The sequence below is a fragment of the Paraglaciecola psychrophila 170 genome (assembly GCF_000347635.1).
GTDB lineage: Bacteria > Pseudomonadota > Gammaproteobacteria > Enterobacterales > Alteromonadaceae > Paraglaciecola > Paraglaciecola psychrophila.
This window is the reverse complement of the sequence record NC_020514.1, coordinates 1,963,570-1,990,030: the sequence shown is the minus strand read 5'-3', so window position 1 is coordinate 1,990,030 and position 26,461 is coordinate 1,963,570. Positions and strand designations below refer to the sequence as shown.

General features: G+C 40.3%; 23 protein-coding genes and 1 tRNA gene. 8 read left to right on the top strand and 16 right to left on the bottom strand.

Going from position 1 to position 26,461, the window contains the following annotated elements:
* Positions 1-1,509: 1,509 nt before the first annotated feature.
* From C427_RS08600 to C427_RS08555, 11 genes are all read right to left on the bottom strand, one after another.
* Complete coding sequence (locus C427_RS08600) at positions 1,510-2,064, bottom strand: manganese efflux pump MntP (protein ID WP_015430683.1); 555 nt, start codon at positions 2,062-2,064, stop codon at positions 1,510-1,512.
* A gap of 67 nt (positions 2,065-2,131) precedes the next feature.
* Entirely contained in the window at positions 2,132-3,352 is a 1,221-nt protein-coding gene (locus C427_RS08595) for a lipase family alpha/beta hydrolase (protein WP_007643435.1), read from the bottom strand.
* Between the two features lie 301 nt (positions 3,353-3,653).
* Positions 3,654-4,097 (bottom strand): protein tyrosine phosphatase family protein, encoded by a 444-nt coding sequence (locus tag C427_RS08590; protein WP_007643440.1) that lies wholly within the window; start codon positions 4,095-4,097, stop codon positions 3,654-3,656.
* A 2-nt stretch (positions 4,098-4,099) separates the two neighbouring features.
* Positions 4,100-4,876: a sulfite exporter TauE/SafE family protein gene (locus C427_RS08585; protein WP_007643445.1), complete on the bottom strand. Its 777-nt coding sequence runs from the start codon at positions 4,874-4,876 to the stop codon at positions 4,100-4,102.
* A gap of 505 nt (positions 4,877-5,381) precedes the next feature.
* Positions 5,382-5,681: an MBL fold metallo-hydrolase gene (locus tag C427_RS28980; protein WP_007643451.1), complete on the bottom strand. Its 300-nt coding sequence runs from the start codon at positions 5,679-5,681 to the stop codon at positions 5,382-5,384.
* Between the two features lie 1,071 nt (positions 5,682-6,752).
* Complete coding sequence (locus C427_RS08575; RefSeq protein WP_007643453.1) at positions 6,753-7,241, bottom strand: SOS response-associated peptidase family protein; 489 nt, start codon at positions 7,239-7,241, stop codon at positions 6,753-6,755.
* Entirely contained in the window at positions 7,199-7,462 is a 264-nt protein-coding gene (locus C427_RS24755) for a hypothetical protein (RefSeq protein ID WP_007643456.1), read from the bottom strand. The genes C427_RS08575 and C427_RS24755 overlap by 43 nt, the downstream gene beginning before the upstream one ends.
* Positions 7,463-7,622: 160 nt before the next feature.
* On the bottom strand, positions 7,623-8,363 hold the full coding sequence (locus C427_RS08570) for a GGDEF domain-containing protein (protein ID WP_322786673.1): 741 nt from the start codon (positions 8,361-8,363) through the stop codon (positions 7,623-7,625).
* Positions 8,364-9,235: 872 nt separating this feature from the next.
* Positions 9,236-9,631, bottom strand: coding sequence for a hypothetical protein (locus C427_RS08565; protein WP_007643461.1), 396 nt, complete (start codon positions 9,629-9,631; stop codon positions 9,236-9,238).
* Positions 9,632-9,719: 88 nt separating this feature from the next.
* Complete coding sequence (locus C427_RS08560) at positions 9,720-11,111, bottom strand: MFS transporter (RefSeq protein WP_007643462.1); 1,392 nt, start codon at positions 11,109-11,111, stop codon at positions 9,720-9,722.
* Positions 11,112-11,300: 189 nt separating this feature from the next.
* Positions 11,301-11,894, bottom strand: a complete 594-nt coding sequence (locus C427_RS08555) for a methyltransferase family protein (RefSeq protein ID WP_007643463.1) — start codon at positions 11,892-11,894, stop codon at positions 11,301-11,303.
* Positions 11,895-12,350: 456 nt separating this feature from the next.
* Between C427_RS08555 and C427_RS08550 the strand changes: the two genes are divergently transcribed.
* Complete coding sequence (locus tag C427_RS08550) at positions 12,351-13,502, top strand: aromatic ring-hydroxylating oxygenase subunit alpha (RefSeq protein ID WP_007643465.1); 1,152 nt, start codon at positions 12,351-12,353, stop codon at positions 13,500-13,502.
* On the top strand, positions 13,490-14,362 hold the full coding sequence (locus C427_RS08545) for a phenylacetic acid degradation operon negative regulatory protein (RefSeq protein ID WP_007643467.1): 873 nt from the start codon (positions 13,490-13,492) through the stop codon (positions 14,360-14,362). Before C427_RS08550 ends, C427_RS08545 begins: the two co-directional genes overlap by 13 nt.
* 384 nt (positions 14,363-14,746) lie before the next feature.
* Here the strand turns inward: C427_RS08545 and C427_RS08540 are convergent.
* From C427_RS08540 to apbC, 4 genes are all read right to left on the bottom strand, one after another.
* Positions 14,747-14,823: transfer RNA gene (locus C427_RS08540), tRNA-Pro, on the bottom strand.
* A 122-nt stretch (positions 14,824-14,945) separates the two neighbouring features.
* Complete coding sequence (locus tag C427_RS08535) at positions 14,946-15,560, bottom strand: flavin reductase family protein (protein WP_007643476.1); 615 nt, start codon at positions 15,558-15,560, stop codon at positions 14,946-14,948.
* 138 nt (positions 15,561-15,698) lie between these two features.
* Positions 15,699-16,289 (bottom strand): dCTP deaminase, encoded by a 591-nt coding sequence (gene dcd / locus C427_RS08530; protein WP_007643477.1) that lies wholly within the window; start codon positions 16,287-16,289, stop codon positions 15,699-15,701.
* A gap of 68 nt (positions 16,290-16,357) precedes the next feature.
* Entirely contained in the window at positions 16,358-17,398 is a 1,041-nt protein-coding gene (gene apbC / locus C427_RS08525; RefSeq protein WP_007643478.1) for an iron-sulfur cluster carrier protein ApbC, read from the bottom strand.
* Between the two features lie 109 nt (positions 17,399-17,507).
* Here apbC and metG point away from each other — a divergent pair, with 109 nt between their 5' ends.
* A complete protein-coding gene (gene metG / locus C427_RS08520) occupies positions 17,508-19,538 on the top strand; it encodes a methionine--tRNA ligase (protein WP_007643479.1) in 2,031 nt (676 codons plus the stop codon).
* Positions 19,539-19,926: 388 nt separating this feature from the next.
* On the opposite strand, the gene C427_RS08515 is transcribed toward metG, so the two are convergent.
* Complete coding sequence (locus tag C427_RS08515) at positions 19,927-22,485, bottom strand: TonB-dependent receptor (protein ID WP_007643480.1); 2,559 nt, start codon at positions 22,483-22,485, stop codon at positions 19,927-19,929.
* 103 nt (positions 22,486-22,588) lie between these two features.
* Here C427_RS08515 and C427_RS08510 point away from each other — a divergent pair, with 103 nt between their 5' ends.
* From C427_RS08510 to C427_RS08490, 5 genes are all read left to right on the top strand, one after another.
* On the top strand, positions 22,589-22,984 hold the full coding sequence (locus tag C427_RS08510; RefSeq protein WP_034900325.1) for a MerC domain-containing protein: 396 nt from the start codon (positions 22,589-22,591) through the stop codon (positions 22,982-22,984).
* Between the two features lie 73 nt (positions 22,985-23,057).
* Positions 23,058-23,666 (top strand): DUF2796 domain-containing protein, encoded by a 609-nt coding sequence (locus C427_RS08505; protein ID WP_226991297.1) that lies wholly within the window; start codon positions 23,058-23,060, stop codon positions 23,664-23,666.
* Between the two features lie 8 nt (positions 23,667-23,674).
* Positions 23,675-24,166 (top strand): Fur family transcriptional regulator, encoded by a 492-nt coding sequence (locus C427_RS08500; protein WP_007643483.1) that lies wholly within the window; start codon positions 23,675-23,677, stop codon positions 24,164-24,166.
* A 95-nt stretch (positions 24,167-24,261) separates the two neighbouring features.
* Positions 24,262-24,678 carry a MerC domain-containing protein gene (locus C427_RS08495; RefSeq protein ID WP_007643484.1) on the top strand — a complete coding sequence of 139 codons (417 nt, stop codon included), beginning with the start codon at positions 24,262-24,264 and terminating at the stop codon, positions 24,676-24,678.
* A gap of 140 nt (positions 24,679-24,818) precedes the next feature.
* Positions 24,819-26,450 carry an HAD family acid phosphatase gene (locus C427_RS08490; protein ID WP_007643486.1) on the top strand — a complete coding sequence of 544 codons (1,632 nt, stop codon included), beginning with the start codon at positions 24,819-24,821 and terminating at the stop codon, positions 26,448-26,450.
* The last annotated feature ends 11 nt before the right edge of the window (positions 26,451-26,461 follow it).

The following is a 26,461-nucleotide window of genomic DNA, read 5'->3' as shown; positions in this document are numbered from 1 at the left end:
AAGGGCAGTTAAACAGGTCAAGCAAGAATCTAATATTTACGGCGCAAAAATAAATATTGGATATGCGTTGATAGCATACGCATCATTTTAACGATTTTAGCATCAACACTTTAAACATAAATAGGATTAACGACATTACAACAACCTAGGATGTATTAACGCCTTAATATCAGACTGAGCAGATTTACCACTCGTAAAAAGTAATTCTCCTTGTTGCAAATTAACTGAAATTTCTTGGTACCCCCTAAGTTTTGATGGAGGCAGTCGTAATAATTCAGTGAGAGTTTGTTAGGTAAATTCGTAACTTAAGCATTGCTGATGTTGAGGTGTGTTTTTACGAAAATAAACAGAGTCTCTTTCAATGTTTAAGAGTAGCGAGAGTTAAATGTATCTTTGGAAGTTTAATTAGAGGTTCAGATTCATTAGACACATACACAATCTTGTTAGCTTGTTCTGAAAAATCTGGATAATGGTGACTATATTCAGACACAACATCAGGAAATGAACTAGTAGCAAACTCTCCATCAATGAGTAGTTTTGAAATGTGATATCTTTCATCTTATATTGGAAAATCAACATTTTGTGTCTTTAGCAAAAAAGGGATAACTGAAGCCGTTTACGTTTAAAGAAAACTTTGTTTTAGAATGAATATTAATGACAGTTGCATAGAATCTGTTACAGGCTCCAGAATAAGCATGCTCACGTCATTATGATTGGGTTATTACCGTCCAATTTATTTTGACTACTGGGAACAATCGTTTGAAAGGTAGGTACGTCGCTATTGCTAGAGTTTGGCTCACAGTAAACAAACAAAGAAGTAAAGTTAACGCCTATTTGACTGGCCATTCCCGATTAGTGACTGTTGCCTTTACCTATTGAGTCACTGAAACTGACATGTACTTTCATCGGATTACATGAGTCTAGCCTCTGAAGATGGACTTGCAAAGCATCACAATTTAGCGCATTGACCAGTGCTGCAGCGATAAGCTCAGCATCCAGTGCAGAATGACGACTAGATTCTGGCTTAGTGAGTAGATTGCTTTACGTACGCTATTAGAGTGCAGGTTGGTGCCATCATCTTTCTTTACCCAATTACCGTCAACACTTTCGCATGAAAATGCGCATTACTTTGGCATGCATTACCTTAGGTTATAGCAGCATTGACACGTGCCTATTGAAACAATGAATGATTTCCCAACTCACCAGAAACAGCATGCTTTGAAGAGTGAGCATCAAGGCCACCAGCTAAATGTACAGGATTTCCCGAGGTGATTTTTAATTCGTGACTTTTTCAATTTTTACGTGTATCGAGCATGAGATTTTCTCGTAATGAGAGAGTCTTAACGCTGAATAAGACGAAATATGACAAAAAAATAAACGATGAATCCGGTGTATCTAACAGACTTTTATCTTCTTGGGTTTAACCTCAGTTAAAATTAATTTGGTAGTCTTTAAAAAATTATCACTAGCTCACAACCAGTTACTCATTCTAGGGTTGGGTATGTCGAATTAATAAAAAAAAAGCAATTTAAACCCTATTAATATCAGCACTATGCCACCAAATAGCTCAGCTTTGCTTTCAAGCCAGGTTCCACTTCTAGCACCAACAAACACGCCAATCCCACTAAAAACTAGTGTTGTCAGCCCTATTAACGTACAGGCAACAAATGAATTTACATCCAGTAGGGTGAGTGAAAAACCTGCGGCTAACGCATCTATGCTAGTGGCTATAGCAAGCACCAACATAACTTTATGGGTGATTCTTACAATGTCTGTTTCAATGTTCTTTTCAATATCTCCTGAAAAAGACTCATAAAGCATTTTGCTACCGATTAAGAGCAAAAGAACAAAGGCTATCCATGGGGCATAGGCTCCAACCCAACCAAGTACTTCTTTACCACCAAAGTAGCCAATTAACGGCATTACCCCTTGGAAAAAACCAAAGTATAATCCCGCCTTAATAGCAAGGGATGTTCTATTGTGTGTTCGCTTTGCTCCAAGTCCAATAGATACCGCAAATGCATCCATACTTAATGCTAGTGCCAGAATTACAACTTCAATCACTTTTAAAATCTCTATTCAGTACATTTTTTAATCGAAATATCAAATTATGATAAAAAATACTCATTGATTACTTTATATCAAACCACTTTTTTAGTACTTGATAAATCTCAGGGTCGTTTAACAGCTGCATATGATTGATGTGAGTACCTACCCATTTATGAGAATCAGGGATCTGTAAATTGAACGCTGAATTTTGGTGTTCGCCCAACGCACTTTTTATCCTGACAAGTCCATCCCCTAAAGGATAATTGATACTTTCTTTAGCACTGGTTGCAACTGCAAAACAGCGCACTGAATCAGGTAAAGGTAAGGGTAACCGTTGGTCACCACTAAACTCAAACCGTTCGGTAGTATGCCAATCCGATTCCTGCACATTGCCATAACGTAAATCTGTGATACCAGAACTGCGCACTTTTACCAGCCTTGCAAACGGCACCGTGTATGAATGTGCACCTAAAATTAAATCAATCCAGTTACCGGCTTTTTCAAGAGCAGCGCCATGATGTGGGGTACCTAAAAAAACTAACTTTTGGAGTCGATCAGGCCATTTGTGGCCACTGTTTTCTGCCACATGAAAAGCACTACGAGAAACCAATCCTCCCATACTGTGGGCCAATATATTAATCTCTAACTTTCTATCTGTTAAGTCGACCAAGGACTCCAGCAAAGCCGCAAACTGTTTGCCATTATCAGAAATATGTTGTCCAGAATTATAATGCAGGTAGATGGCACCCATACCTGATTCTCTTGCCAACTCAGCGCCATGATCATGACCTTCGCGGCACCACTGCAGGTCATTCATACACAAACCATGGAGCATGATCAGAAGTTTGCCATCACTTTGATTTATGACATCCAATAGCTGTTCATCAGTGAGGATTTGCCCAGCTTTTCTAAAGTGCATATGGATGGCTAAAGAATTATCACTAACAACTAGATAATCACCCAACACTCCGTTTAGTGCTGCAAGTAGGGATTGGGTTGAGGTTGAATCAGGTTGAGTTGCTAAGGTTTTACTTATCGCCGCCAGTGGTGCATCAATACTTTTACCTACCAACTCTGTCACACTTCGAATGTTGCGATACACCAACCCACTTATGCCTGAAAGCTGTTCTTCTTCAGACTTTTTATATAGTCCAGAAAGCGGACTTATACGTTTATGGAGTGATTCAACTATGTCAGTAACGGCTAATACTGCGTCAATAGTTAAACGACCCACGCCATGTAATTTGAAATTGGAGTATTGCTGAGGACTTTTGTGGCTTTTATCTTTGGGACTATCGTTCATAGATATCAATCTGGATGCACAATAAAGGGAACCTGAGCATAACATGATCTGTTGGACTACAGTCGAACACTTTCAAAGCCAAATTGACTCCCCACTGAGAGAAAAAGTGGCTCCTTGAATCCGTTACTTACATAAGCAAATCCAAAATAGAAACTTATGTGTATGGCTGCAGTAGTTAGGCGTTAACCTTAAATTTTAGGATGAGTATTACCTAAGCCAAAACGGAATTTTCTTAAAATAGACTGAACGTTATGCTGAACCGAATTCCAAAACATCATAAAAATATGTGATGTACCTATTATCAAATATTGGCACCAAGCCAGACCTCTTCACGCTCAATGTCATGCATTAGCTCTTTGACAGAGCTGATACTACAATTACTTTTTTCACACTGGTTTTCGATATATTTTAATGTTTCAGAATGAGAGTTAGCCAACGCCCAAAGATGAATGGCACGATTACCGGTGCGACAAAACGCATGTACTTTGTCATCCCCTGTGGCCAGTTGTTTGAAAAATTCCGCTATATCCTTTTGTGAATAACTGTTTGCTTTTACCGGTATGTGCACATATTCGATACCATGGGAGCGCGGCTTAATAGCCAACTGTTCTGCGTTTTCTTGCCCTGGCTCTTCATCATCCAGTCTAACATTGACAATTTTGGTGACACCTTGCGCTTTGAGCGCGTCTAAAATCTGATCGTCAATGGGGCCAGATATAGAAAAATTACTTGATACTTTTTTCACGCTTAACTCCTATTTAGAAAATAGTCGAAGATTGTTGTGCCAAATATATATATGCCCAGAACAACCAATACTATGGCAAAAAGCTTTTTTATCTGTTGTTGTGGGATTTTATCGGCGATGCGCACACCTATAATTGAGCCTAAAATCCCCATAAAAATAATCACCGAAACGATTTTCCAGTTCATCGTTAAAGCAAATTGTTCAAGTACATCTTGGTATTTTAGATAACCGATAAACGATTGCATCGTGATGATGATTAAACTACTGCCAATAGCTTGTTGAAAGGCCAATTTCCCGAGTAAAAATAAGGCAGGTACAATCAAAAATCCGCCACCTACACCAACCAAGCCTGCAATGGCCCCCACCAAAACACCGGTAATGATCACCAACAGATTGCGTGGCACTGGCTCAGCAATGTTAGTTGACGTGACCGGTGCAAACATTGACCGACTTGCAATGAGCATAACGATAGAAAATGTGAGTAACTGAGCTTCGCCAGAAACAAACTGTGAAGTCCACGCCCCAAAGTATGTACCGAGCATACTCGGTAAACCAAACAACATCACAAACTTCCAGTTGACTAAGCCGCGCTTGACATAAGACAGACTGCCAAAAGCAGATATACACCCTACTATAAAAAGTGACTCAGCAATGGCAAGCTTGGCAGGTTCATCTGCGACATAAATGAGCAGCGGCACGGTAATAATTGAACCACCCGATCCTAACAAGCCTAAACTCAGCCCTATTAAAACCGCACCTAAAACAATAAAAATATTCAATGCAATGACTCTACAGTGTGTTTATAGGAATTTTTAAATGGGAATGCCCATTCGACTCTTTTGGTAGCATTGCCCCTGCCCTGATATTAATTTGGATCGCAGGTAACAACAGACGTGGCACATTCAAAGTGGCATATCTGGTATTTCTCATTTCGACAAACTCATCGACTGACATAGCGGCTTTGATGTGCACATTGTTACGTTACTGTTCAAGCTCCGATTTCCCCCATGCAAACACATCCCTATCAGGCGCTTTATAGTCATGACCCACAAACATTCTTGTTAAAAGTTGTAATGACAGTATTCATTGAATTGACTGATACAGTTGCTTTGCGCTGCATAAGGGGAAATCTGTTCTCACGGTGCCATAATCTGGCATAAACATAGTATCCCCCAAAAATACATTATCTTCGACTAGGTAGGTCACACACGCAGGCGTATGTATCACTGTAATATCCTCGTGACCTAATCTAATGATTTCTTCATCTGTAAACAAATGATCAAACTAACTACCGTCGGTTTTGAACTCTTTTTCTAAATTAAAGAGAGGTTTAAACGTTTCTTGAACACTGCATATGTGTTCCCCAATACCAATACTTGCACCCAAAACGCCTTTTAAATAATGTGCTGCTGATAAATGGTCAGCATGAGCATGGGTTTCTAATATCCATTCTAACGTATAGCCATTTTTGACAATATAACTGACAATTTTGTCAGCTGAAAGGGTGCTTGTGCGCCCTGATGCAAGATCATAATCCAGTACCGGAACGATAATGGCACAACAAGATGTGGCCCCATCGACCACTAAGTAACTGATCGTATTATTATCTTTATGGAAAACGCAGTGATATCGATTTTATTCATAAATTTAATTCTGTTCGCCGTTGGGAATGTCTAGTAGAAGTTGCTAATAGCTGGCCTATCGTGGCTGAGTAAAACCACAGAGCGCTGATTTATCCAGCTAGATAATTTGTACCATATTCTTTTAGCCAATAATGCATCTTTACCATTGAAAGGTTATCAAACAATACTAATTGAAGGCTCGCAACAATAAAACTAGTGAAAGTGACACTATTTACCTGTCCGTCGCCCTGAAATTTTATCCCCGTAGTCACCAACGTAAGCTAGGTAAGAATTTATTGGCATTAAGGGTGAACTTGAATTGCTCCTGAATTTGAGTACTAGTAACCTTTATCGTAAATTACAGAGATTTAACTTAAGCTTTTTTAGTGTACCTATTCCTAGGATCTTTATCATGCATGTTTGGAAGATAAGCGAACAGCTCAAATACAACATTGATAAAAATCCATAAGGTTTAACTGACCTAGACATTATGGATGATGGTATCAACCCATACTAATTGATCCCATTGACTTACTATAAATCCAAAACACACAATTCAAAAACACCTCATTACAGTGCTTTTTCTGCTTTAATCATTAAGTTAAACAATTGATCTTTAAGGTGGAACCGTCGTGTTTTTAGAGAGTCCAAATACTCGTCCGCAACAGACTCATTATTTTTTCAACATGAACTTCACTCGCTAATTCATGATAGGCGTCAAACAATTATCGCGAAGTGATTGTCGTTCATATTCAGGTGACGAATGGTGTGCTGGTGCTCAGGAAAATCACTGACAAAATTATGCTTGTCTCATTGCATGGGATAAACCTTTTATGTATCTTTTCATAAGAAATACCATTGTACTGTAAACAACTTTATTGATATTTATCCAAATCACTTTTCGAACATATTGCAAAATTCGCAATAACTGAGAGTCACATATTAGATATTTAGCCAAGATAAAAACACGTTAGCATCAAGTACATTGCTGAGTACTAGGAATATCGACAGTTCCATAACGCCAGACATTAAATTAACCTGATCTTTGGATAACTAGTAGGTCAGAGTGAAGTATTACTGGGGAAAAGGATTGATAAGGTACTTTATCTTTGTAGGTTTTGACCCGCTGTACTTTGAGGGTTGAATATAGTGTTGCATAATTAAGCACGTGATCTGTTTCTAAGAGTTTTTGCACCGGCCTACTCAGCCAAAGTTTTAAAAATTTTTCGCCATTAGGCAAAAAAGCTGGGCAGGCCTTATCGTGATGAGGCTCCATTTTAGGATGAGCGTCTTTGGTGAGCACTGCACAGCTATATCGGCTTTCGCTAATCTTGCGATAAAGCGCACCAATCACAAATATTTCATCACTTTGCACATAGTGTTGATGTTTGGTTTTCCCAAAAACTTTATACTTATCAATGCCGGTTGCTAAAACAATGGCACGGTTATAGTGAAGTGCACTTTGCCAACAGGAAATGTCTAGATTACGAGCATTAAATGTGGCGCGTGTCCCGACCCGCAAACATTTTTTAAAGAGTCTGAATAGTCAAACCACCGTGTCGCAGCCACCTGTTTGAGTTCTCCGTTTTCCTCGATGACAATATCGGTGGTTTTATTGGGATCTTGACCAAAGGCTGGGTAATAACGTTTGAAGAGTCTTAAGGTAAATTGATTGACAATTTCATGCTCTGGAAACGGCATGATTGAGTGTTGTTCTCCATTAACTTCAATGTATCCGCACATAATTTAGACCTTATTAAGACACAAGTGGACAGAGTCTCTCTACAGGTTTAGATCCAGAAATAAAAACAAGTGTGTTTAAAGGACCAGAAAAAAGTAGAAAAACTAGTTTCAGTTCAGTAATTTAGTGGCGTAAAAAGTCCAATTAGTGGCCATTCAAATATTAACCTGAATGAACTATGACAAGATTTCTCCCCTGGTGTTTTGCTTGATATAAGGCTGAATCAGCTTGTTCAATGAGTTGTCTTGAGTCCATTTTGTGACTAGGTTGAATACTTGCAACGCCAATACTCACTGTGACAGGAAACAATTTATCGTCTACTTTAAACGGGCTACGTTCAATTTTACGGCGTAAAATTTCAGCTACTTTTATAGCTTTTTCATTTTCATTTTCATTTTCATTTTCCAGTATCAACAGCACAAATTCTTCTCCTCCAAACCTAGCAGCTATATCAGTTTCTCGTTTGCCTACTTGATTAATAATCTTAGCAACATGCACTAGACAGGCATCTCCAAGTAAATGGCCATAGTTATCATTAAATGCCTTAAAATGATCAACATCCACAATTAATAACGATAATCTAAGTTTCAAACGATTGGCATATTCCCATTGTTTTTCAAACTCAATATTAAAATACCCTCGATTATAAATATTTGTTAGAGCATCAATTTTACTGAGTCTTTCTAATTCATTTTTCTGATCATCGAGTATCAACTCTGTTTCAAACGAACGATTATATTCTTTAGATGAGCGCACCCCAATCATCGCAATATATCCAAAAAACAAGGCAAGCATAACTGCAAAGGCAAATTTTTCGCTGATTATAATCCCAGTTACAATTGATGGGATAAGTAATACGCTTAGATTGACTAACGCAAATTTAATCCTAGGAATAAGTGCCACAAGTGCACCACTGGAGATGCCACCTATAGCTAGCATGGTGATGTGTAAGATGGCAGTAAATCGCTCATCGAATATGGAAAAAACAAAAAAAGTACTTAATATACTCGCATGGCACAGGGACAAAAAGTAAAATGAACTCCGCCATAACTTCACTGAATATTGGTAAAGCGGCTTTGTTATAACATAATGGCCCCCCCTCAAAATACTAATAAAAAGCATGCTTAAGGCAAATACTGTACTTAACATGGGTTGTAAAATATAAAAATCAAATGGCCAAAAAACCACAGGAAGCAGAAATCCATAAACCACAACACCTGTCTTAGCTCGGCTCAATAAGTCCATGTCAATACGGCGCTGAATTTTTGGGTCGTTATCAATCAATAGTTTTTCTCTTTTTACAGTGCGATATTACCAACAAACATTTGCAGATTTACTAAACAACAATTTAATTTTGCAACGATATCAGATTATCATTACACAACAATATGTAAAAAATAGAATATGTGAAAATGTGACCTTTTATTTGACATTGAACACAGCAAATCGAAAATTTTTTATTTAATTGCTCTGTAACCCTTTATTTTATAGGGACACAATTTAACGTATAAGAAAACAATAAAAAATAAAATTAATTTTTTCTTATTAACGTTACGTTTTAATTATCTGTACCGGTTTCTATTGAGTTACAGCTAAATAAAAATTATCAATAGCAATCTGCTCAACGTCAGATTTATAATATGACAAGGCCTCTGTTTGCAGCATATTAACAGTCTCATCAAATCTAATGTTAATAGATAACAGGTACACTTAATGCAGAAATAAAGCAGGAATATCTTTTGACATATAGTGAATAATTTCGAGTCTCGCTAAAACTAAAAGTTTAGCTTGTCCAATTTACGATGCAGTGAAGAATGAATCATCACCACGTTACTGCTTTGCATGCTCGCCAAGAAACTTTCAAAAATATTTAATGTGCGATTATCTTTCTCTGAAAACATCTTCTTGGATAATACATCAGCTATCTTTTCATCCAATTGACGGGGTGATTCAAATTCTTCTTCCAAATAACGAAACAAAAACTTGAGTACATCTTTTTGCCAATTATCAACATAGCTGGTTTCAAGTCGTGCTGGATATTTAAACAAGTCGCTGATATCCAGCTCTAGATCTTCGTTTTGCTCACCAGAACAAAGCAATAATCGATATCTTAGAAGCTCATTTATGTTGAGCAAAGATAGGTGTTGTTTGATTAATTCACGTTTTTTCATACAGTAAAATACGCACAGTAACCGCTAAGAAGATCAAAAATAATATGTATTAACAATATTTCAAGTGATTTGAATAACAAAATATTGATTACGCTGCTCTCGACTTGCCACGCATAACCGATATAGCACAAGCTAGAACAACAAATGCAAGAGACATATTGAGTGCCATCTCAACCGTCTTAATAAGTGCAGGGTTTTGCTCTGGTGTAAACTGAGCATTACCCAAATAGTAATGCACCATAAGGTTTACCAGACTCATTCCTAAAAGATTACCTATCGTTCGCGAAAGATTCATAGATGCAGAAGCCACTCCTACCTCTTGAGGCTTAACGCCTCCCATAATGGCGTTGTTGTTAGGCGTAGAAAATAGTCCAAAGCCGATACCAATAAGTAGCAGCGAACTAGCAATATAAGTCACACTGGTTGCTGTGTTCATAAGGCTCAGTACCAGTAATCCGCAAGCAACAATCACACAACCCAGAGTAGCCACCAGCCTTGGCTGGAATCTGTCGGCCAACTTGCCAGACAACGGGGCCATTATTGCCATCGACAAGGCCTGAACCAATAAAACCTGCCCAGCATGTGAAGGACTGAGACCTTTTACATATTGCAAATATAAACTCATCAAAAATACCAGTGGGAAATTACTGGCATACATCAACAGTGACGTGGTTAATGACATAGAGAACACTCGACTTTCGCGAAACATTTGTACCCGAATAAGCGGCCGATGACTACGACTCTGATGTAAGATGAACAGCGCTAAACTGATAGCCGATAGTCCGAGCATCACCCATCCCAAATTGTCGGGTAATATGCTTAATCCATATACTAAGGTTGAAGAGAACAATGCAAAAATACCCGTTCCCCACCAATCGTATTTAGTTTTCTCATCATTCTTCCATTCACCTGTGAGGCGCATTTTAATCAACAGTAGAAGTGCAATGACGATAGGTACCTGAAAGAAAAACACCGAACGCCAGCCCCATAATTCCGTAAGCCAGCCACCGACTGCTGGAGCAATGGTCAATCCAACATAAATACATGCTGCAGTGATCCCTAAAGCAGCGCCTCTTTTGTTAGAAGGGGTAACTGATGTAATGATCGCAACACCAGTACCAAATATCATCGACGCTGCAGCACCTTGTACAAATCGCCAAAACAGGACCCACTCAATGCTGGTGCCAAGTCCACACATAAAAGAAGAAAAGGCGTTTAAGGCTAGGCCATAGGAATAGATACGCTTTCTTCCATAGTTGTCTGCTAATTTACCAGCAGGCAGCATGAAGATTACACTGCTCAAGATAAACAGTGTAGGTAGCCACGAGACCATCTTGGCATTTGCCTGTAAATCAGCAGCCAAATTAGGGATCGCAATATTCACAGAAGCCATTCCCAGAGGCCCAATAATGGAGCCCAGACAGACAATAATTAAGGCAAATTTGGCGACCGCAGAGTTTTCAGTGGAATTTTCTGGCAAAAGAGGAAAAAATCCTTATGACTAAATTAATTTTCGATCATACCCAAGGAACAGTTCAAGTACATCGATAAATATCAATTTGTTTAATTTATACTTCCAGAAGAAGACTTGATAATTGTATAACGCTTCCATAATAAGCTGTTTTTATATTTATATAATAAATGGGATCACTCTTTTAACCCGCTTCATTTAGTCCAGATAAGTTTCACCAAATTCTTGGACCAAGTCTTTTTCTTCAAAATACAAGCCTATAAATATATAAACACTGATACCTGTGGCAAAAACTAAGTGGCTAGAAGCGGAAACAGGTACTGCCCAAATGCCGATAAGCACGCCTGTCTGAATTGGATGGCGAACTATCTTATAAAACCCTGACATTTTAAATGTAGCAGTAGGTGCGGACTTACCTTGCAAAGGGTTAAAGGTTTGTCGTAGTCCAAATAATTCAAAATGGTTGATCATAAATGTCGCTATAAATAGAAACAACCATCCAAAAACTGCAATACCTCGGATCACATACCCCCACATTTCAGACTCGACTTGCCAAATGACAGTGCAAAAAGGTATCCACAAATAACACATGCCTCCAATGGCCACAGCAGTTGCAAGCACATAGGTTGAACGTTCATTACTGGGATCAATAAAACGAGTAAACCAGCGCTTAAAAGAAGGCCTTGCCATCACGCTATGCTGCAGGCCAAACAGTAAAAGTGCAAAAGTATTGATGACAATAACCGTCACCAAAGAATCAGACGGCACTATGCTATTGACTGTATGTGGCATCCAAAGATCGTTAACAAACAAAGTAAAGTAATGACACCACCCCCGCGCCATAAAAATCAACGAATAAATGAAACATCCTGTTTTTTCATTGAACTCATAACCATTTCCCTTAATAAAGCTGTTTTAGCTAAATGACATTAAATTGTGTATTGATAGTTATAGCAGGCTTTAAGATCTGTAAGCTGACAACAATCCGGACACAGGGGGCTGCTGTGAACTAAAACAAATCCCCAGTAATATTCTCATCAGCTTTCAATAACGAATTTTTGCAGACAGTCTTAAACTTTAGCAATAAGCAATAAGCAATAAGCAATAAGCAATAAAATGAAAAGCGAGACTTAAAAGATCAAACTAAACTTATAACTTAATTTTGCACTTAATAAACTTTTACGTTATAAAAATAGACTGTAAGCTATAAAGTGTGGTGACTTTCTTTATTTAACCTAGGAGATGGCAATGATTACGAATAACAAAAAACAACTATTGAGCGACACCGAAGTGGTGCAGAGGATTTTCGATCATATTGATAATGCCACAACTGATAATGGCAACCAAAACTGGAAGGAGCCGGTTAATAACTACCGCTCGAAAGCACGGTTAGATATCGAACTCAAAATACTGCAAAGCCGAACTATCGTTTTTTGTCCTTCGAGCGCCCTTGCCAAGTCTGGTGATTATGTTGCCCGTGATGTAGCTGGTATACCTTTGATAGCCGTGCGCGGATTAGATGGAGAAGTGCGAGCTTTTAGGAATGCCTGCCGCCATAGAGGGGTGCAACTTGCCGAAGGCCATGGCTGCACCCGCGCGTTAGTATGCCCCTATCATGGCTGGGCCTATAGTCTTGATGGTAGTCTACGGAGTATTCCCCACGAACATGGGTTTCCTGATGTTGATAAGGCAACAAGAGGACTGGTTGCTGTGGCGTGTTTGGTGAGCAATGGTTTAGTCTTTATTAACCAAAATCCCCAAGCCAATATAGAACAGGACGTTTTGTCGGTGCCAAAACTCCTACCTGACGGCTACCGTTTGTTACATTCAAGTAACCAGATAGTCAAAGCAAATTGGAAATTACATCTTGAGAGCTCTCTCGAGGGTTACCATATTCGGCAAACCCACAAAAATACTTTTTTCCCAGTGCAATATGACAACCTCACTGTGGTTGAAGCCTTTGGAGAAAATAGCCGCGTGGCTTTTCCCTACCAATCAATCGAGGGATTAAGACATAAAAACCTGACTGATATCAGTGTTGATGGACGGCTGACCTACGTCTATCATTTGTTTCCCAATGTAGTAATTTCAACGTTTCCCGGATGTATGCAAGTGGTAGTACTTGAGCCAATTGATGAATCAAGCACACAGCAACATAGTTATCTTGTCAGCGATATTGCTAAGCACCAGACTGAATTGCTAAATGCCATTTTTGAAGGGCAAAAATTCGCAGCCAAAGGCGCCATTGAAGACTTGCAGATAGTACAATCGGCTCAACGAGGACTGTTAAGTGGGGCAAACAAGTATCTTGAATTTGGTCTGTTTGAGAGTGCCATTGGTCGTTTGCATACTCATCTTGCTAAGGAAATTGGGCGACAAGCTGTATCTTGCGATACATAAACTCTATGCAGCATATTCAAGCAACTACTTATAATGATAAAAAATTGAATAGTGATTACCTCACTAAAATATTATCTGACTGTCCATCATCAAATCGATTATTACTTTCGTTATTTAGCCAACCTAACCTTAACCAGATGTCGATTAAGCAACTGATCGCTTGGGGAGAGTTATTTGAACATGAGCCTGCAACTATCCGAGTGGCAACTGGAAGATTAGTGAAACAAGGATTTTTATTGGCCGGGCAACGTGGAAATTATAACCTTGGCACAACCAACAAATCGATTCGTATACTCGCATCAACATGGCGACATTCACTAGCAAAAATTGAACAATGGAAAGGGGGTTGGTTATGCGTTTATAGCGCTCATCTTGGGCGTATATCTAAGCAAAACATTCGATTTCGTGAACGTGCTTTTCGACTAACTGGATTTGAACCACTCGAAAAAAATCTGTGGTGTCGACCGGATAACCTTACTGAAAATGCAAATGCGACATTTACCAGGCTAGTTGAGATTGGACTCGAAAATACAGCTATTTTAATGAAAGTAGAGCATTTTAATAATGAATTAGCCAGAAGCCCTGAGTCTTTATGGTCACCAGAACATTTAGAAAATACATACGAAAGACTAGTCTCAATAATGAAGGAAAGTGAACAACGCTTGTCTAATCTTGATATCAAACAAGCTACCAAAGAGTCATTTCTTATTGGAGAGCACGTGATACGTAAAATCAACCAAGATCCCCTATTACCAGAAGAGATGGTGGACGCATCGGCAAGAAAAAAATTGCTAACCACAATGATTGATTACGATAGAACTTGTCATCCCATTTGGCATGAGTTCCTATTCAGCTCTTGAGGTAAATAGGTAACATTAACTATTCACTACTGACGATTATCAAACACTTGTTACCGCAATAGTTTAGCTTAGGGGTTTGGCCAAATTAAACTTCAATTTAACGCTAAGCGTTGCTTTTTTTTAGACCCGCTTATCTATGTCCAATACACATATTACCCACAATAGCCCACGGCTAAATTACCAAGCATTGCAGTTATTTGTTCAATCTAAAGTATTAATAGTGCGCTGATCTGAAGGCAACTAGATTAGCATTGGGAGATTAATAAATTAATAGGTCGGTGTGATAGTACTCGAACCTACGACCCCTTCGCCCTCAGTCAATGTATGCCAGTATCAAGCTGCGCTGAAGATGTTGAGTTTAAACATGGGAGATAACAAATTAGTTGGTCGGTGTGATAGGATTCGAACCTACGACCCCTTCACCCCCAGCGAAGTGCGCTACCAAGCTGCGCTACACACCGACCGAAGCTGGGCAGTTTACGTAATTTATTTTTGTTTGCAACGCTAAATCGAGCTAATTTGTTCTAGTTGCACATTCCTTAGCCAAGATTCGCTTTTTAAGCTGAAATTTAGGGCTTTAAGTCTACTTTGGGCGAAACAATTGAAATTTTTGTAGTTCGCTCACAGAGAAATATTCGCTTGGTCCACCGCCTCGCATAACGGGCTCCATGGCAGCAGTATCGTAAACACCTTCTTTTAGTGCGATTTTAGATATATGCACACCCACGACTTCTCCCATGACTAACCAAGTTTGGCAATCTTCACCGCTGGCAGATTGTAATTGAATCACTTGGGATGTTTTGCATTCCATCACCACGGGGCTTTGTGCTACGTGAGGCACATCAATGATTTTTGATTGGCCTTTAACAAGGTTAGCCAGCTCGAATTCGTCGGAGCCAACAGCTGCGCTTGTTTGATTCATTGATTCCGCTAGAGAGCGTGTCACCAAACTCCAACAAAACTCTCCCGTATCAGCTGCATTTTTCACACTGTCTTTGTAGCCAATACTAGAAAAGCCGATGATAGGAGGGTGGTAATTAAAGGCGTTAAAAAAGCTATAGGGAGCTAAGTTCACCTGACCACTCAGACTCTTGCTGGATATCCAACCAATTGGCCGTGGGGCAATAATAGAGTTAAATGGGTCATGTTCTAGTTGATGACCGTCTTTGGGTTGATAAAAATGAGCATTATCTGGCACAAGTTCTCCTGCTGAGAGTTTAAAAGTGAGAGTTTTCTATTTGACACGTGTCTTGCTGAAGCAAAATTAACCTTCACGCCCAGTATTTTTTACAGGCGATATAATTAAATGTAATATTTGCAACGCTGTTTAGATCACCTAAGATTTATCATCTGCGCTAATACGACTAGCGGTGGCACCTGATTGGTCTTTATACTTGGCGTCGGCTCTAGAATTGTAAGGTTTCTCAGCGAAATCTGATAACAACTCAAAGCTGATCGCACCGATCTTCATGCCGGGCTTGAGGGCTAATGGTAACTTACCACTATTAAAGAATTCTAATACAATATTGCCTGACCAGCCGGGATCAATTCTATGAGCTGTAACATGCACCATTAGACCCAACCGAGCTAACGAGGAACGTCCGTCTAACCAACCCACAATATTAGCTGGCAGGGTAACTGACTCTTGAGTCACTGCAAGTGCCAGCTCACCAGGGTGAAGAAAGAAGGATTTGTCATCTGCAATAACAATTTCATCACTCATCACATTGTTCAATGCTTCTTGTACTTGGGCTTTTGGGCCGCTTAAATCGATGTAAGGCGCATGATGATCTTCAAACACTCGGAATTTATTACCCAGTCTAATATCAACGGTGACACCACTTATTTCTTCATAATCAGGCTGTGGGGATATTTTAATTTTGCCATCTAGCAAATGTTGGTAGATGTCTTTGTCACACAATCTCATAGAAATTAGCTCATTTATTACTGGGTTTTATTAAGGCCAAATGACCGTGTTTGTTTTATGTCGTGAGCTTACGCTATTTGCACACTTTTTAAGTAACAATATTTTGACGTTTGCCTGGCTAATTGTCGATAAACTTCACTTAATGCATGTTCTGGATTTGAGACTTGTAAAGGCTTACCGCTGTCAGCATGTTGGCGTATGTCAATATTGAGAGGTAATTTTCCAAGTAAAGGCAAATTGTACTTTTCAGATAACTTGTCACCTCCCTGTTCAGAAAATATCGCTTCTTTGTGACCACATTGACTACACAGATGGTAACTCATATTTTCCACTAACCCCAAGACAGGAATATTGACCTTATTAAACATAGCAATGCCTTTAATAGCATCTGCTAATGCTAAATCTTGTGGAGTAGTCACTACTACTGCACCACTCAATGGTACCTGCTGCGCCATAGTTAATTGAATATCACCGGTGCCAGGCGGCATATCTACAATCAGATAGTCGAGTTCAGGCCAAGCTGTTTCATTTATCAATTGATGTAGCGCCTTACTTGCCATTGGCCCGCGCCATACAGTGGCATCTTCAGCCGGTACAAAATATCCAATCGAACTGGCTACGACTCCATGTGCAGATATGGGTTCGACCTTTTTGTTGTCTTTACTGCTAGGTTTCGCCGTTGGATTACCTAACATAATGGGAATTGAGGGGCCATAAATGTCCGCGTCTAAGATGCCCACCTTTGCACCCTCTGCCATAAGTGCATAAGCTAAATTGACGCTAGTGGTCGACTTACCGACTCCTCCTTTACCAGAAGCCACGGCAATCACATTTTTGACTTTTGGGATTTTGGCTATTTTAGTTGGCGCCGATACTATCTGGGTATCAATGCTGATATCAAGCTTGGTATCTTCTGCTGAAATTATAATTTGTTTGATTAGTTCTTCATGCAGACTTTTGGACGCAAACGGTAAGGTTACTTTTACTGTTCCTTTTTTAACTTCAACCCAGCTTTCAACTGATACAATAGGCAACTCAAAAAAGCGGCTTATACATTCCACTATACTCAGTTGCTCTATATTTTTATTGTTTTTACTACCAAATAACATGTCTCACCTTAACTTTGTATAACACAAACGGAATTTCATAATGCAATGATGGCGTATTTTCGCTACTATTTGCGACCATTTTTTACAATTCAGTTAAACATAATTCACCATGCCAGAACAAATTCGCAAAATCCTTGTTACCAGTGCCCTTCCCTATGCCAATGGCTCTATTCATTTAGGCCATCTTTTAGAGCATATTCAAACCGATGTATGGACAAGATTTCAGCGAATGCGCGGCCATAGCTGTTACAGCGTCTGTGCGGACGATGCCCACGGCACGCCTGTTATGCTTAGGGCACAACAGCTCGGTATTACACCTGAAGAAATGGTGGCGCAAACCCGTGACGAACATCATCAAGATTTAATTGATTTTGGCATAAATTATGACAACTACCATGTCACTCACTCAGACGAAAACAAAGAACTTTGCGAGTTGGTGTACAACCGTTTAGATGACGCAGGTTATATCAGTAAGCGGGTTATTAGTCAGTTGTACGATCCTGAAAAAGAAATGTTCTTGCCAGATCGTTTTGTTCAAGGTACCTGTCCGAAGTGTGGCGCAGAAGACCAGAATGGCGACAGCTGTGATGTATGTAGTGCCACGTATGACCCTACTGAGTTAAAGAATCCTCGTTCAGTGGTATCAGGTGCAGAGCCAGTATTGCGTGATTCTGAGCATTACTTTTTCGACTTGCCTCAATTTCAAGATATGCTGCAAGACTGGTTACAAAGCGGCGCTGTGCAACCAGAAATTGCCAACAAACTTAAAGAATGGTTTGAAGAAGGCATGCAGCAATGGGATATCAGCCGTGATGCCCCTTACTTTGGTTTTGAGATCCCTAATGCTCCTGGCAAATTCTTTTATGTGTGGGTAGATGCCCCAGTTGGTTACATGGCCAGCTTTAAAAACCTCTGTGATAAAACAGACGGCTTGAATTTTGATGAGTATTGGAATAAAGATTCGGAAGCGGAGCTTTACCACTTTATTGGTAAAGACATTACCTATTTCCACTGTTTATTTTGGCCAGCCATGCTTGAAGGCGCAGGCTTCAGAAAACCTAGTGCTGTTAATGTACATGGTTTTGTGACTGTTAACGGTGCCAAAATGTCTAAATCAAAAGGCACTTTTATTAAAGGGCGCACCTATTTAGACCATCTGAATCCTGAATATTTACGTTATTACTTCGCATCTAAACTCAGTGATGCAGTATCAGATATTGATCTTAACTTTGAAGACTTCGCACAAAAAGTAAACTCAGATCTAGTCGGCAAAGTTGTAAACATCGCCAGTCGTTGCGCTAGCTTTATCACCAAGCGTTTTGACGGCAAGTTATCCAGTAACGTGCTGGAACCAGAACTAGTGGCAGAATTTCATCAAGCAGAAGCGAGCATCGCTCAGGCCTTTGAAAAACGTCAGTATAACAAAGCTATTCGTGAAATTATGGCATTGGCTGATAAAGCGAATCAGTTTATTGATACAAATGCACCATGGGTGACGATTAAAGACGAAACCAAACAGAAATTTACCCACGATGTATGTTCGTTAGGTATTAATTTGTTTCGCATTTTAGTGGTGTATTTAAAACCGGTGGTACCCATTTTGGCTAGTCAATCTGAAGCATTTTTAAACGATGAACTAAGCTGGAAAAGTTCACAAAGTGTGTTAACTGATCACCCTATCAATAAATTTAAAGCCCTGATGCAAAGGGTAGATATGGATAAAGTTAACGCTATGATTGATGATTCAAAAGAAAACTTAGAGCCAACCGTGCAGCAGGATCCCGATAGTCCATTGGCTAAAGATCCAATAGCTGAAACAATTAGTTTTGATGATTTTGCAAAAATTGATTTGCGTATTGCTCGTATTGTTAAGGCAGAACATGTAGAGAAAGCAGATAAGTTACTGCGTTTAGAGTTGGACTTAGGCGGTGAAACGCGTCAGGTGTTTGCTGGGATTAAATCAGCATATAAACCAGAAGACTTAGAAGGTAAGTTGACGGTAATGGTAGCTAATTTAGCGCCGCGCAAAATGCGTTTTGGCATGTCCGAAGGTATGGTACTAGCTGCTGGCCCTGGTGGGGAAGAGATATGGATATTGAATCCAGATGACGGTGCGCAGCCTGGAATGAAGGTAAAGTAACAGAAAACAAGTGAACCGCATCATTGAAACACAATATAGGAGCTATGATGCGGGCCAAATCCAATGAAAAAAATCGTAGCTATCTACGACTGTGATTTTTGAAAGAATTTAACAACGCCCTCCATGGGGAAGCTTCCCAGCTATAGGTAATTCTTTTGTGTCTTACCATTAAGTGCTCGTTTGTTTTCAGTATATTATTTATCTGATTATAGCCCTGCACATAAGCATAACGATGTAAATATTAGTGTGCTCCCTAGGACAAAATCGAAATTAATACCTTACTTTCTCAGGAAAGTTTTTCGTCCCAAACCTTAGATAGAAAAAACTGTCCGCATCCATCAAGGATGCAGACACTTACTTGGTGTAAACATACTCTAGACTACGCAGACTAGAAGTATCCTTTTATGCCAAGGCTTAGGTTTCTGCCGGGTCTTGGCGCTAAATTTTTCAGATAGGAAGTATGCACACGTGCTTCTGTATCAGTTAGATTGTTACCTTTAAAGTAGACCGCCATATTATAGGCTGGTATGTCGTAAGACACATTTAAATCAAGCATGGTGTAACCGTCGGTTGAAGACTCATATTCCTCAGTATGCTCTTGCGATTGATAACGAGTGATGTTCAAGTGCGCGCTCAACTGCGTGTTTTCATAACTCAGCTTAGTGCCAAAACGCATTGGCGACGTTTTTGGAAGATTACCACCATCTTTGAGTCTGGCTCGGACAAAATCAGCAAATACTTCAGTTTTAAACGCGCTGTTCACTTGCCATGCAATTTGTGCTTCAAAGCCATTTAACACTACGTCTTGTTGATTGAACACAAACAAGGGTAATTCGCTTCCTTCTTCATGTGAATCTTCATCATCCGAATGTTCTTCGTCTGAATGTTCTTCATCCGAATGTTCCTCTTCATCAGATTCCCCATGATCATGGGCTTCAACATGCACCACTAAACCACTGTCCTGCTGATACAAGTAGTTATCGATACTGTTATAGAAAACATTAAATATGAAGCCAACATCACCTTCTGTTTTACGGAACGTCAGATCAATATTATTCGAGGTTTCAAGTTCGATTGTCATATTCGACAATTCAATATGGGTTTCGTCGTCCTCTTCATGCAGTTCAAACAAAGCGCCTACTTCGTAAGTACCAGTACCTATGTGCGGACCAAACGAAAACAACTCTGCCGCAGAGGGTGCGCGCTCAGAACGGGAGACAGAAATACCAACATTGTACTCGGGAGCAAAACTCCAGACTGCACCAGCGGATAATGATATAGGCGTATAATTTTCATTAAACGCAAACGATTCGCCGCCATGTTCATCATCATGATCGTCATCGTGTTCATCATGATCGCCTTCATGTTCGTCATCGTGCTCGTCTTCATGCTCTCCTTCAGCGTGCAACTCAATATTGGATAGCAGAACATCATTGGCTTCCAAGGTTACCCGCTCGATACGTCCACCTAATTGCAATAAAACGTCACCAAAGTGTCGCTCTTCCATTAAAGCTAACGCCAGCATGCTAGTGTCTGATGGAGGAGTGAAAGCTTCTTCGCCTACGGCTGAGGATTCACTGTGTTTGTAATGCAGGCTTAACCCGCCGCGCCACTCTTGAAAAGGTTGGTGCAGAGCGTCTATTCGAAATTCCTGCGTTTGGTTTTCAAATACAGTACCCGCTTGTCCTTCTTCAATTTCGGCGTGTTCGTAGTCCGTTAAACCGGCACGTAACTTAATTTGATTGATAAAACTATTTTGCAGATCAAATTCACTTAAAAGCTGTACCCGTGTTTGTTTAAGATCGGCAAAAACATTCTCCTCTGAATGCTCTTCATCGTGATGCTCTTCTTCATGGTCTTCATCGTCATGGTCTTCACCTTCGTGTCCTTCTTCGCCATGTGAATGGCCAGGAATACCGTATTGCCGATCAAGTTTTTCAACTGACAAACCGACAAAGCCATCATCAAATAAGTAACTACCGCCAAAAGTGAAGCCGTATGACTCTTCGGAACTGTTTTCAACGGTATAGTTACCACCGTGTTCTTCGTGCTCGTCGTGATCATCATGGTCGTCGTGATCATCTTCATGAGATTCGGCTTCGACAGGTATTTCATAGTCGTCTGAGTCGCGTACAAAACCATCTGCATAAAATGCAAAGTTATCAGTGCCAGTAGTCAGATTAAATGATGCAAGTTTTTGGTCATCGACTGTGCTGGTTTGAACTAACCATTCGCCTCGTGTTTCGCTGTCGGTTGGTACACGGTTATCCACCACATTGACCACCCCACCAATAGCACCACTGCCATAAAATAAGGTGGCTGGACCACGTAAAACCTCTATCCGTGTAGCAGTGGATGCTTCACTAGCGACAGCATGGTCTGGGCCAATGCGTGATGCGTCGCTCACATCAAGACCATTTTGTGTAATCAATACTCTAGGCCCACTTAGCCCTCGAATGATTGGCGTACTGGCGACTTTGGCATGAAAGCTAGAGTGCACACCTACCAGACTATTCAAGGTTTCACCGATAGTTCCGCTTTGTTCACGACGCAATGCTTCTCCAGATAACACACTCACCGGCAAAGCCGATTCCATTGAGGATAAATGCAGCGGGGTTGAAACAATATCAACCACTTCAATGGGAGAATTTTTTAACATGAATGATATATTTTTCGTGCCAGAACTCGGAACTTCAATATCTTGATGCAGGTGGGCAAAGCCCGCTGCTGTTATATGCAGTTCGTTAACACCCGGACTCAACCCTTCAAACACAAATCGGCCGCTTGTATCAACAATGGCCTCAATGCTGGAGCCTTCTAGCTTTACTTTGGCGCCTGCAATCGGTTCTCCAAAACTATTTTTTACAACTCCCTCTATGGATTGCGCAAACGCACTAGCCGGCAGCAGTGCAGCAACAATGACCGCTAATGATGAAACTTTAAACATTTTCCTTCTCCACATTCGTTATGTTATAACATTTTACTTTTATTGACGTTATGTTATATTATAACAATAAGGTAATCAACCTAAGGGTTTGAAAGATTTGAAAATGACAAAGCTGCAAGTACTAAGTGATAAATTGGCTATAGGTTTTTCAATAGTATGTGTGGTGCATTGTTTGGTATTGCCAATACTGCTTATCTTACTGCCACCTTTTTCTGGATTATTTGCTTTAGATGACAAAATGTTTCACCAGTGGATGTTATACGCAGTTCTGCCTATCAGTATTGCGGCATTAATGATGGGCTACTTACATCACCGCAGTTATAAGGTTTTTCTAGTGGGCTCTATTGGACTTACGTTGATTATTATATCAACCACCTTAGGCCATGGTGTATTAGGCGAGACAGGTGAAGTTGTTGTATCCGTACTGGGCTCTATGATCATCGCTCATGGGCACTTTCGAAACTACCAATTAAGCCGCGTCAAACATGAAACTCAGTAAAATGTGCGGAATTGAAAGCTTAATCAATACTGTTCTAAACACACTAATTATAACGTTGAAAAGGGGTAGTAACGTGACAACAATACGAACGAGTGTCGGTGTTTTTTCAAGCATCTTTGCGGTTTCTTGTCTATCTATGGCCCATGCTCAACAAGCAAATTTAAGTGCACATGTGCATGGTGTGTCTGAACTTAATATTGTCATTGGGGGAAACAAACTCGAAATGCAATTACGATCGCCGGCAATCAATATCGTTGGCTTTGAACATAAAGCGAGCACAGAGCAACAAATTAGAAAGGTGAAACAATCAGAAGTAAAGTTGAATGACCACAAAGCACTTTTTTCATTTTCTTCAGGGGGCTGCAGACTTACTCAAGCTAAGATAGACCTGTCAGATTTAATCGAACACAAAACAACAGAAAAAGACGCTCACACTCACGATCACCACAAAAGCGACCTTGACCATAGTCATGAGCACGAGGATGAGGATGAGCATGGCGACCACAGTGAAATCGTCGCGCATTATTATTACGACTGTGAAGACATGGATGAGTTGTCGTCAATTTCCCTTGGTTTTTTTGATGTGTTTCCTGCCATGCAGCAGATTAATGGCATCTGGATAACAACATCGGAGCAAGGTGCGGCATCCCTTACCCGCAGTAATAAAACGATAACATTTTAGGCCACGTCATGAATAAGCTGGATGCAATCATTAACCAAGCAGAGCGACAATGTAAAGTTCATGGCACACGTTTGACCGATAAGCGAAAGCAGGTTTTAGCTGGCCTTTTGAAGTCTGGCAAAGCACTTTCTGCCTATGAATTGGTCGATTTCTGTAAGAAGGAATTTGGCGAAACGATACCTGCCATGACAGTCTATCGAATATTAGACTTTCTTGAAGAAGAAAATCTGGCACACAAGTTAAAGATAGCTAACAAGTACGTGGCCTGTTCGCACATACCTTGTGATCACAACCATCAACCGCAATTTTTAATTTGCACCAAATGTCAGAAAGTCGAAGAAATCAGCATTGACTTTTCCATTATTCAAGCACTTGAAAAAAATGTGAAACAAGCAGGATTTCAAGTGGTTAATTCGAAACTTGAAATGGATTGTGTCTGTGATGAATGCAAAGAAGCAGCAATCAAACCTGCCAATATAAGGTGCAAGCTGAAAGTATAAACCGCCAAAGATGACCAACTTCAATATGACTAACATCCACAACACGTAAACAAAGGAAGAAAAATGCTTACCAGAGATGCCAATTTATGAACTCAATGAAATTTTTTGCCGATAAGCTGGCCATAGGCTTGTCATTAACCTGTGCTATCCATTGCCTAGCATTACCATTTTTATTGATTGTGTTACCCAACTTTGCTGCGTTAAATTTGGATAATGAAGCGTTTCATGTATGGATGGTTATTGCCGTGATCCCTACTAGTATCTATGCGCTTTTTATGGGATGCAAGCAGCATAAAAGATACGAATTACTAAAATACGGATTGATTGGTTTAACCTCATTGGTTCTAGCAGTAGCACTGGGGGAAGAGGTAATCGGTGAACTATGGGAGAAGCTGCTCACTGTGGCTGGGGCCATGTTTGTTGCATACGGACATTATCGTAATTTTCAGTTGTGCCGAAATCAACAAAACTGTCAATGTGATGACCAAGAACATGATAATTCTCGTGTCTAGGCCCTAACATTAACGGCATATAAACACTTATTTAAGCGTATGCAAAGTGCTTGCAAACACAGACGATCGTATTTGCATATCTTTGACTAAAATTTGTATTTATCACAGAAAACAACCAAGCTTGCACGGAAACCAAGATCATGAAAAACCTTTTAAGTATGGCGCTAGTCGTTTTGACTTGCACGGCTTGTTCGGCAACAATCAATAGCCATCGCACCGCAAAATCAGTCCCGTTGGTTAAGCCGATTACTTTTGATGAAATGACCTTAGCCACCTGGAATGTTGAACACCTTAGCTTTCCTGCCGAACTGGGTTGCACCCCCCGTAGCCAAGCCGAAATTAATGCAATGAAAGCCTACGTAGACAGATTAGATGTTGATATTTTCGCTCTACAAGAGGTTGCTTCAAAACAAGCAATACAGCAAATTTTTGCCACTGATGAATGGCAAATTATTGTATCTGATAGAGCGCCAAGTCGAACGTACGCTTGCCGAGGCAGTGATAACCTGTCTACTCAACAAAAAGTGGCTTTTGCGGTTCGCAAACATATACCTATCTCAGCTAGCAAAAACTACGCTGATTTGGCTATAGACAGAGAAGGTTTACGTTATGGTTTGTCTGTGACTGTACCCACACCCAAGGGCGAGACAGAAATTCTTAATCTGCATCTTAAGAGCGGCTGCTTTGTGGATAACTATAGTCGAGCGGATTCAGAGGCCTGTCAGGTATTTGCCAAACAGGCACCGATTTTAGATGCATGGGTAGAAGCAAAAGAACGCGACCAACAGCCCTACATAATTCTTGGTGACTTCAACCATAGCTTAAGTGCACCTTATAATCAGCTTACCCAAGAGCTGTTTGTTAATACCAATGCCAGCGCCTCTACGTTGTTTAACACCACGGCCGACTTGATAGGTTGCCATCCTTACTATCCGGCGCCTATCGACCATGTTTTGGCGGGTGGTTTCCAGTCACCTTATGTCACGCTTCACTCGCAAACGCACAAGTTTGACAATATGAAAGTTGATGACATGTTGAGTGATCATTGTGCGGTCACACTGTCGATTAGCGCACAACCATTGCCTCTTTCGCCAGCAGTGAAATGGTTAACCACCAGCAAAGAATACCAATTTCTCACTCAGGATATTTATCAACAAGCTTCCAGCACACTAAAACAACTATCCCCACAAAAAGATAGCTGGGTGGTGGTAATGGATGTAGACGAAACCATTCTAGATAATAGCCCTTATCAGGTATCGCTGGATAAAACGGGGGCTAGCTATATCCCCGAGACGTGGGAAAACTGGGTAAAACAAGCCTCAGCTGGTTTAGTTCCGGGCACTGCTGACTTTATTCAAACGGTATTAGATAAGGGTTGCAAGTTGGCCCTTATCACCAACCGAGAAAAAGAGGTTGAGTCATACACATGGCAGAATTTACGCGCATTGGGTTTACCACTTACCCCAAGCAATACCTGCTTGTTAGGTAGAGCCGAAGCAGATAAGCGTGCTATTGACGGCAAATCTATGATAAATGACAAAGACTTACGCCGCCGACAAGTCGAAATGGGCAATGCACCTTGTTACCGCCCCCAAACACCATCTACAAGCACACAAGAATGGTCGCGATCGCAGCAAATATTGATGCACGTGGGCGATAATATTAAGGACTTTCCAAGCATGACTCAAGAAGATGCCGATATCGCTGATTTGTTGTTGCAGCAACCACGTATATTTATTTTATTGCCTAACCCAATGTATGGGTCGTGGTAACTAATTCTCTG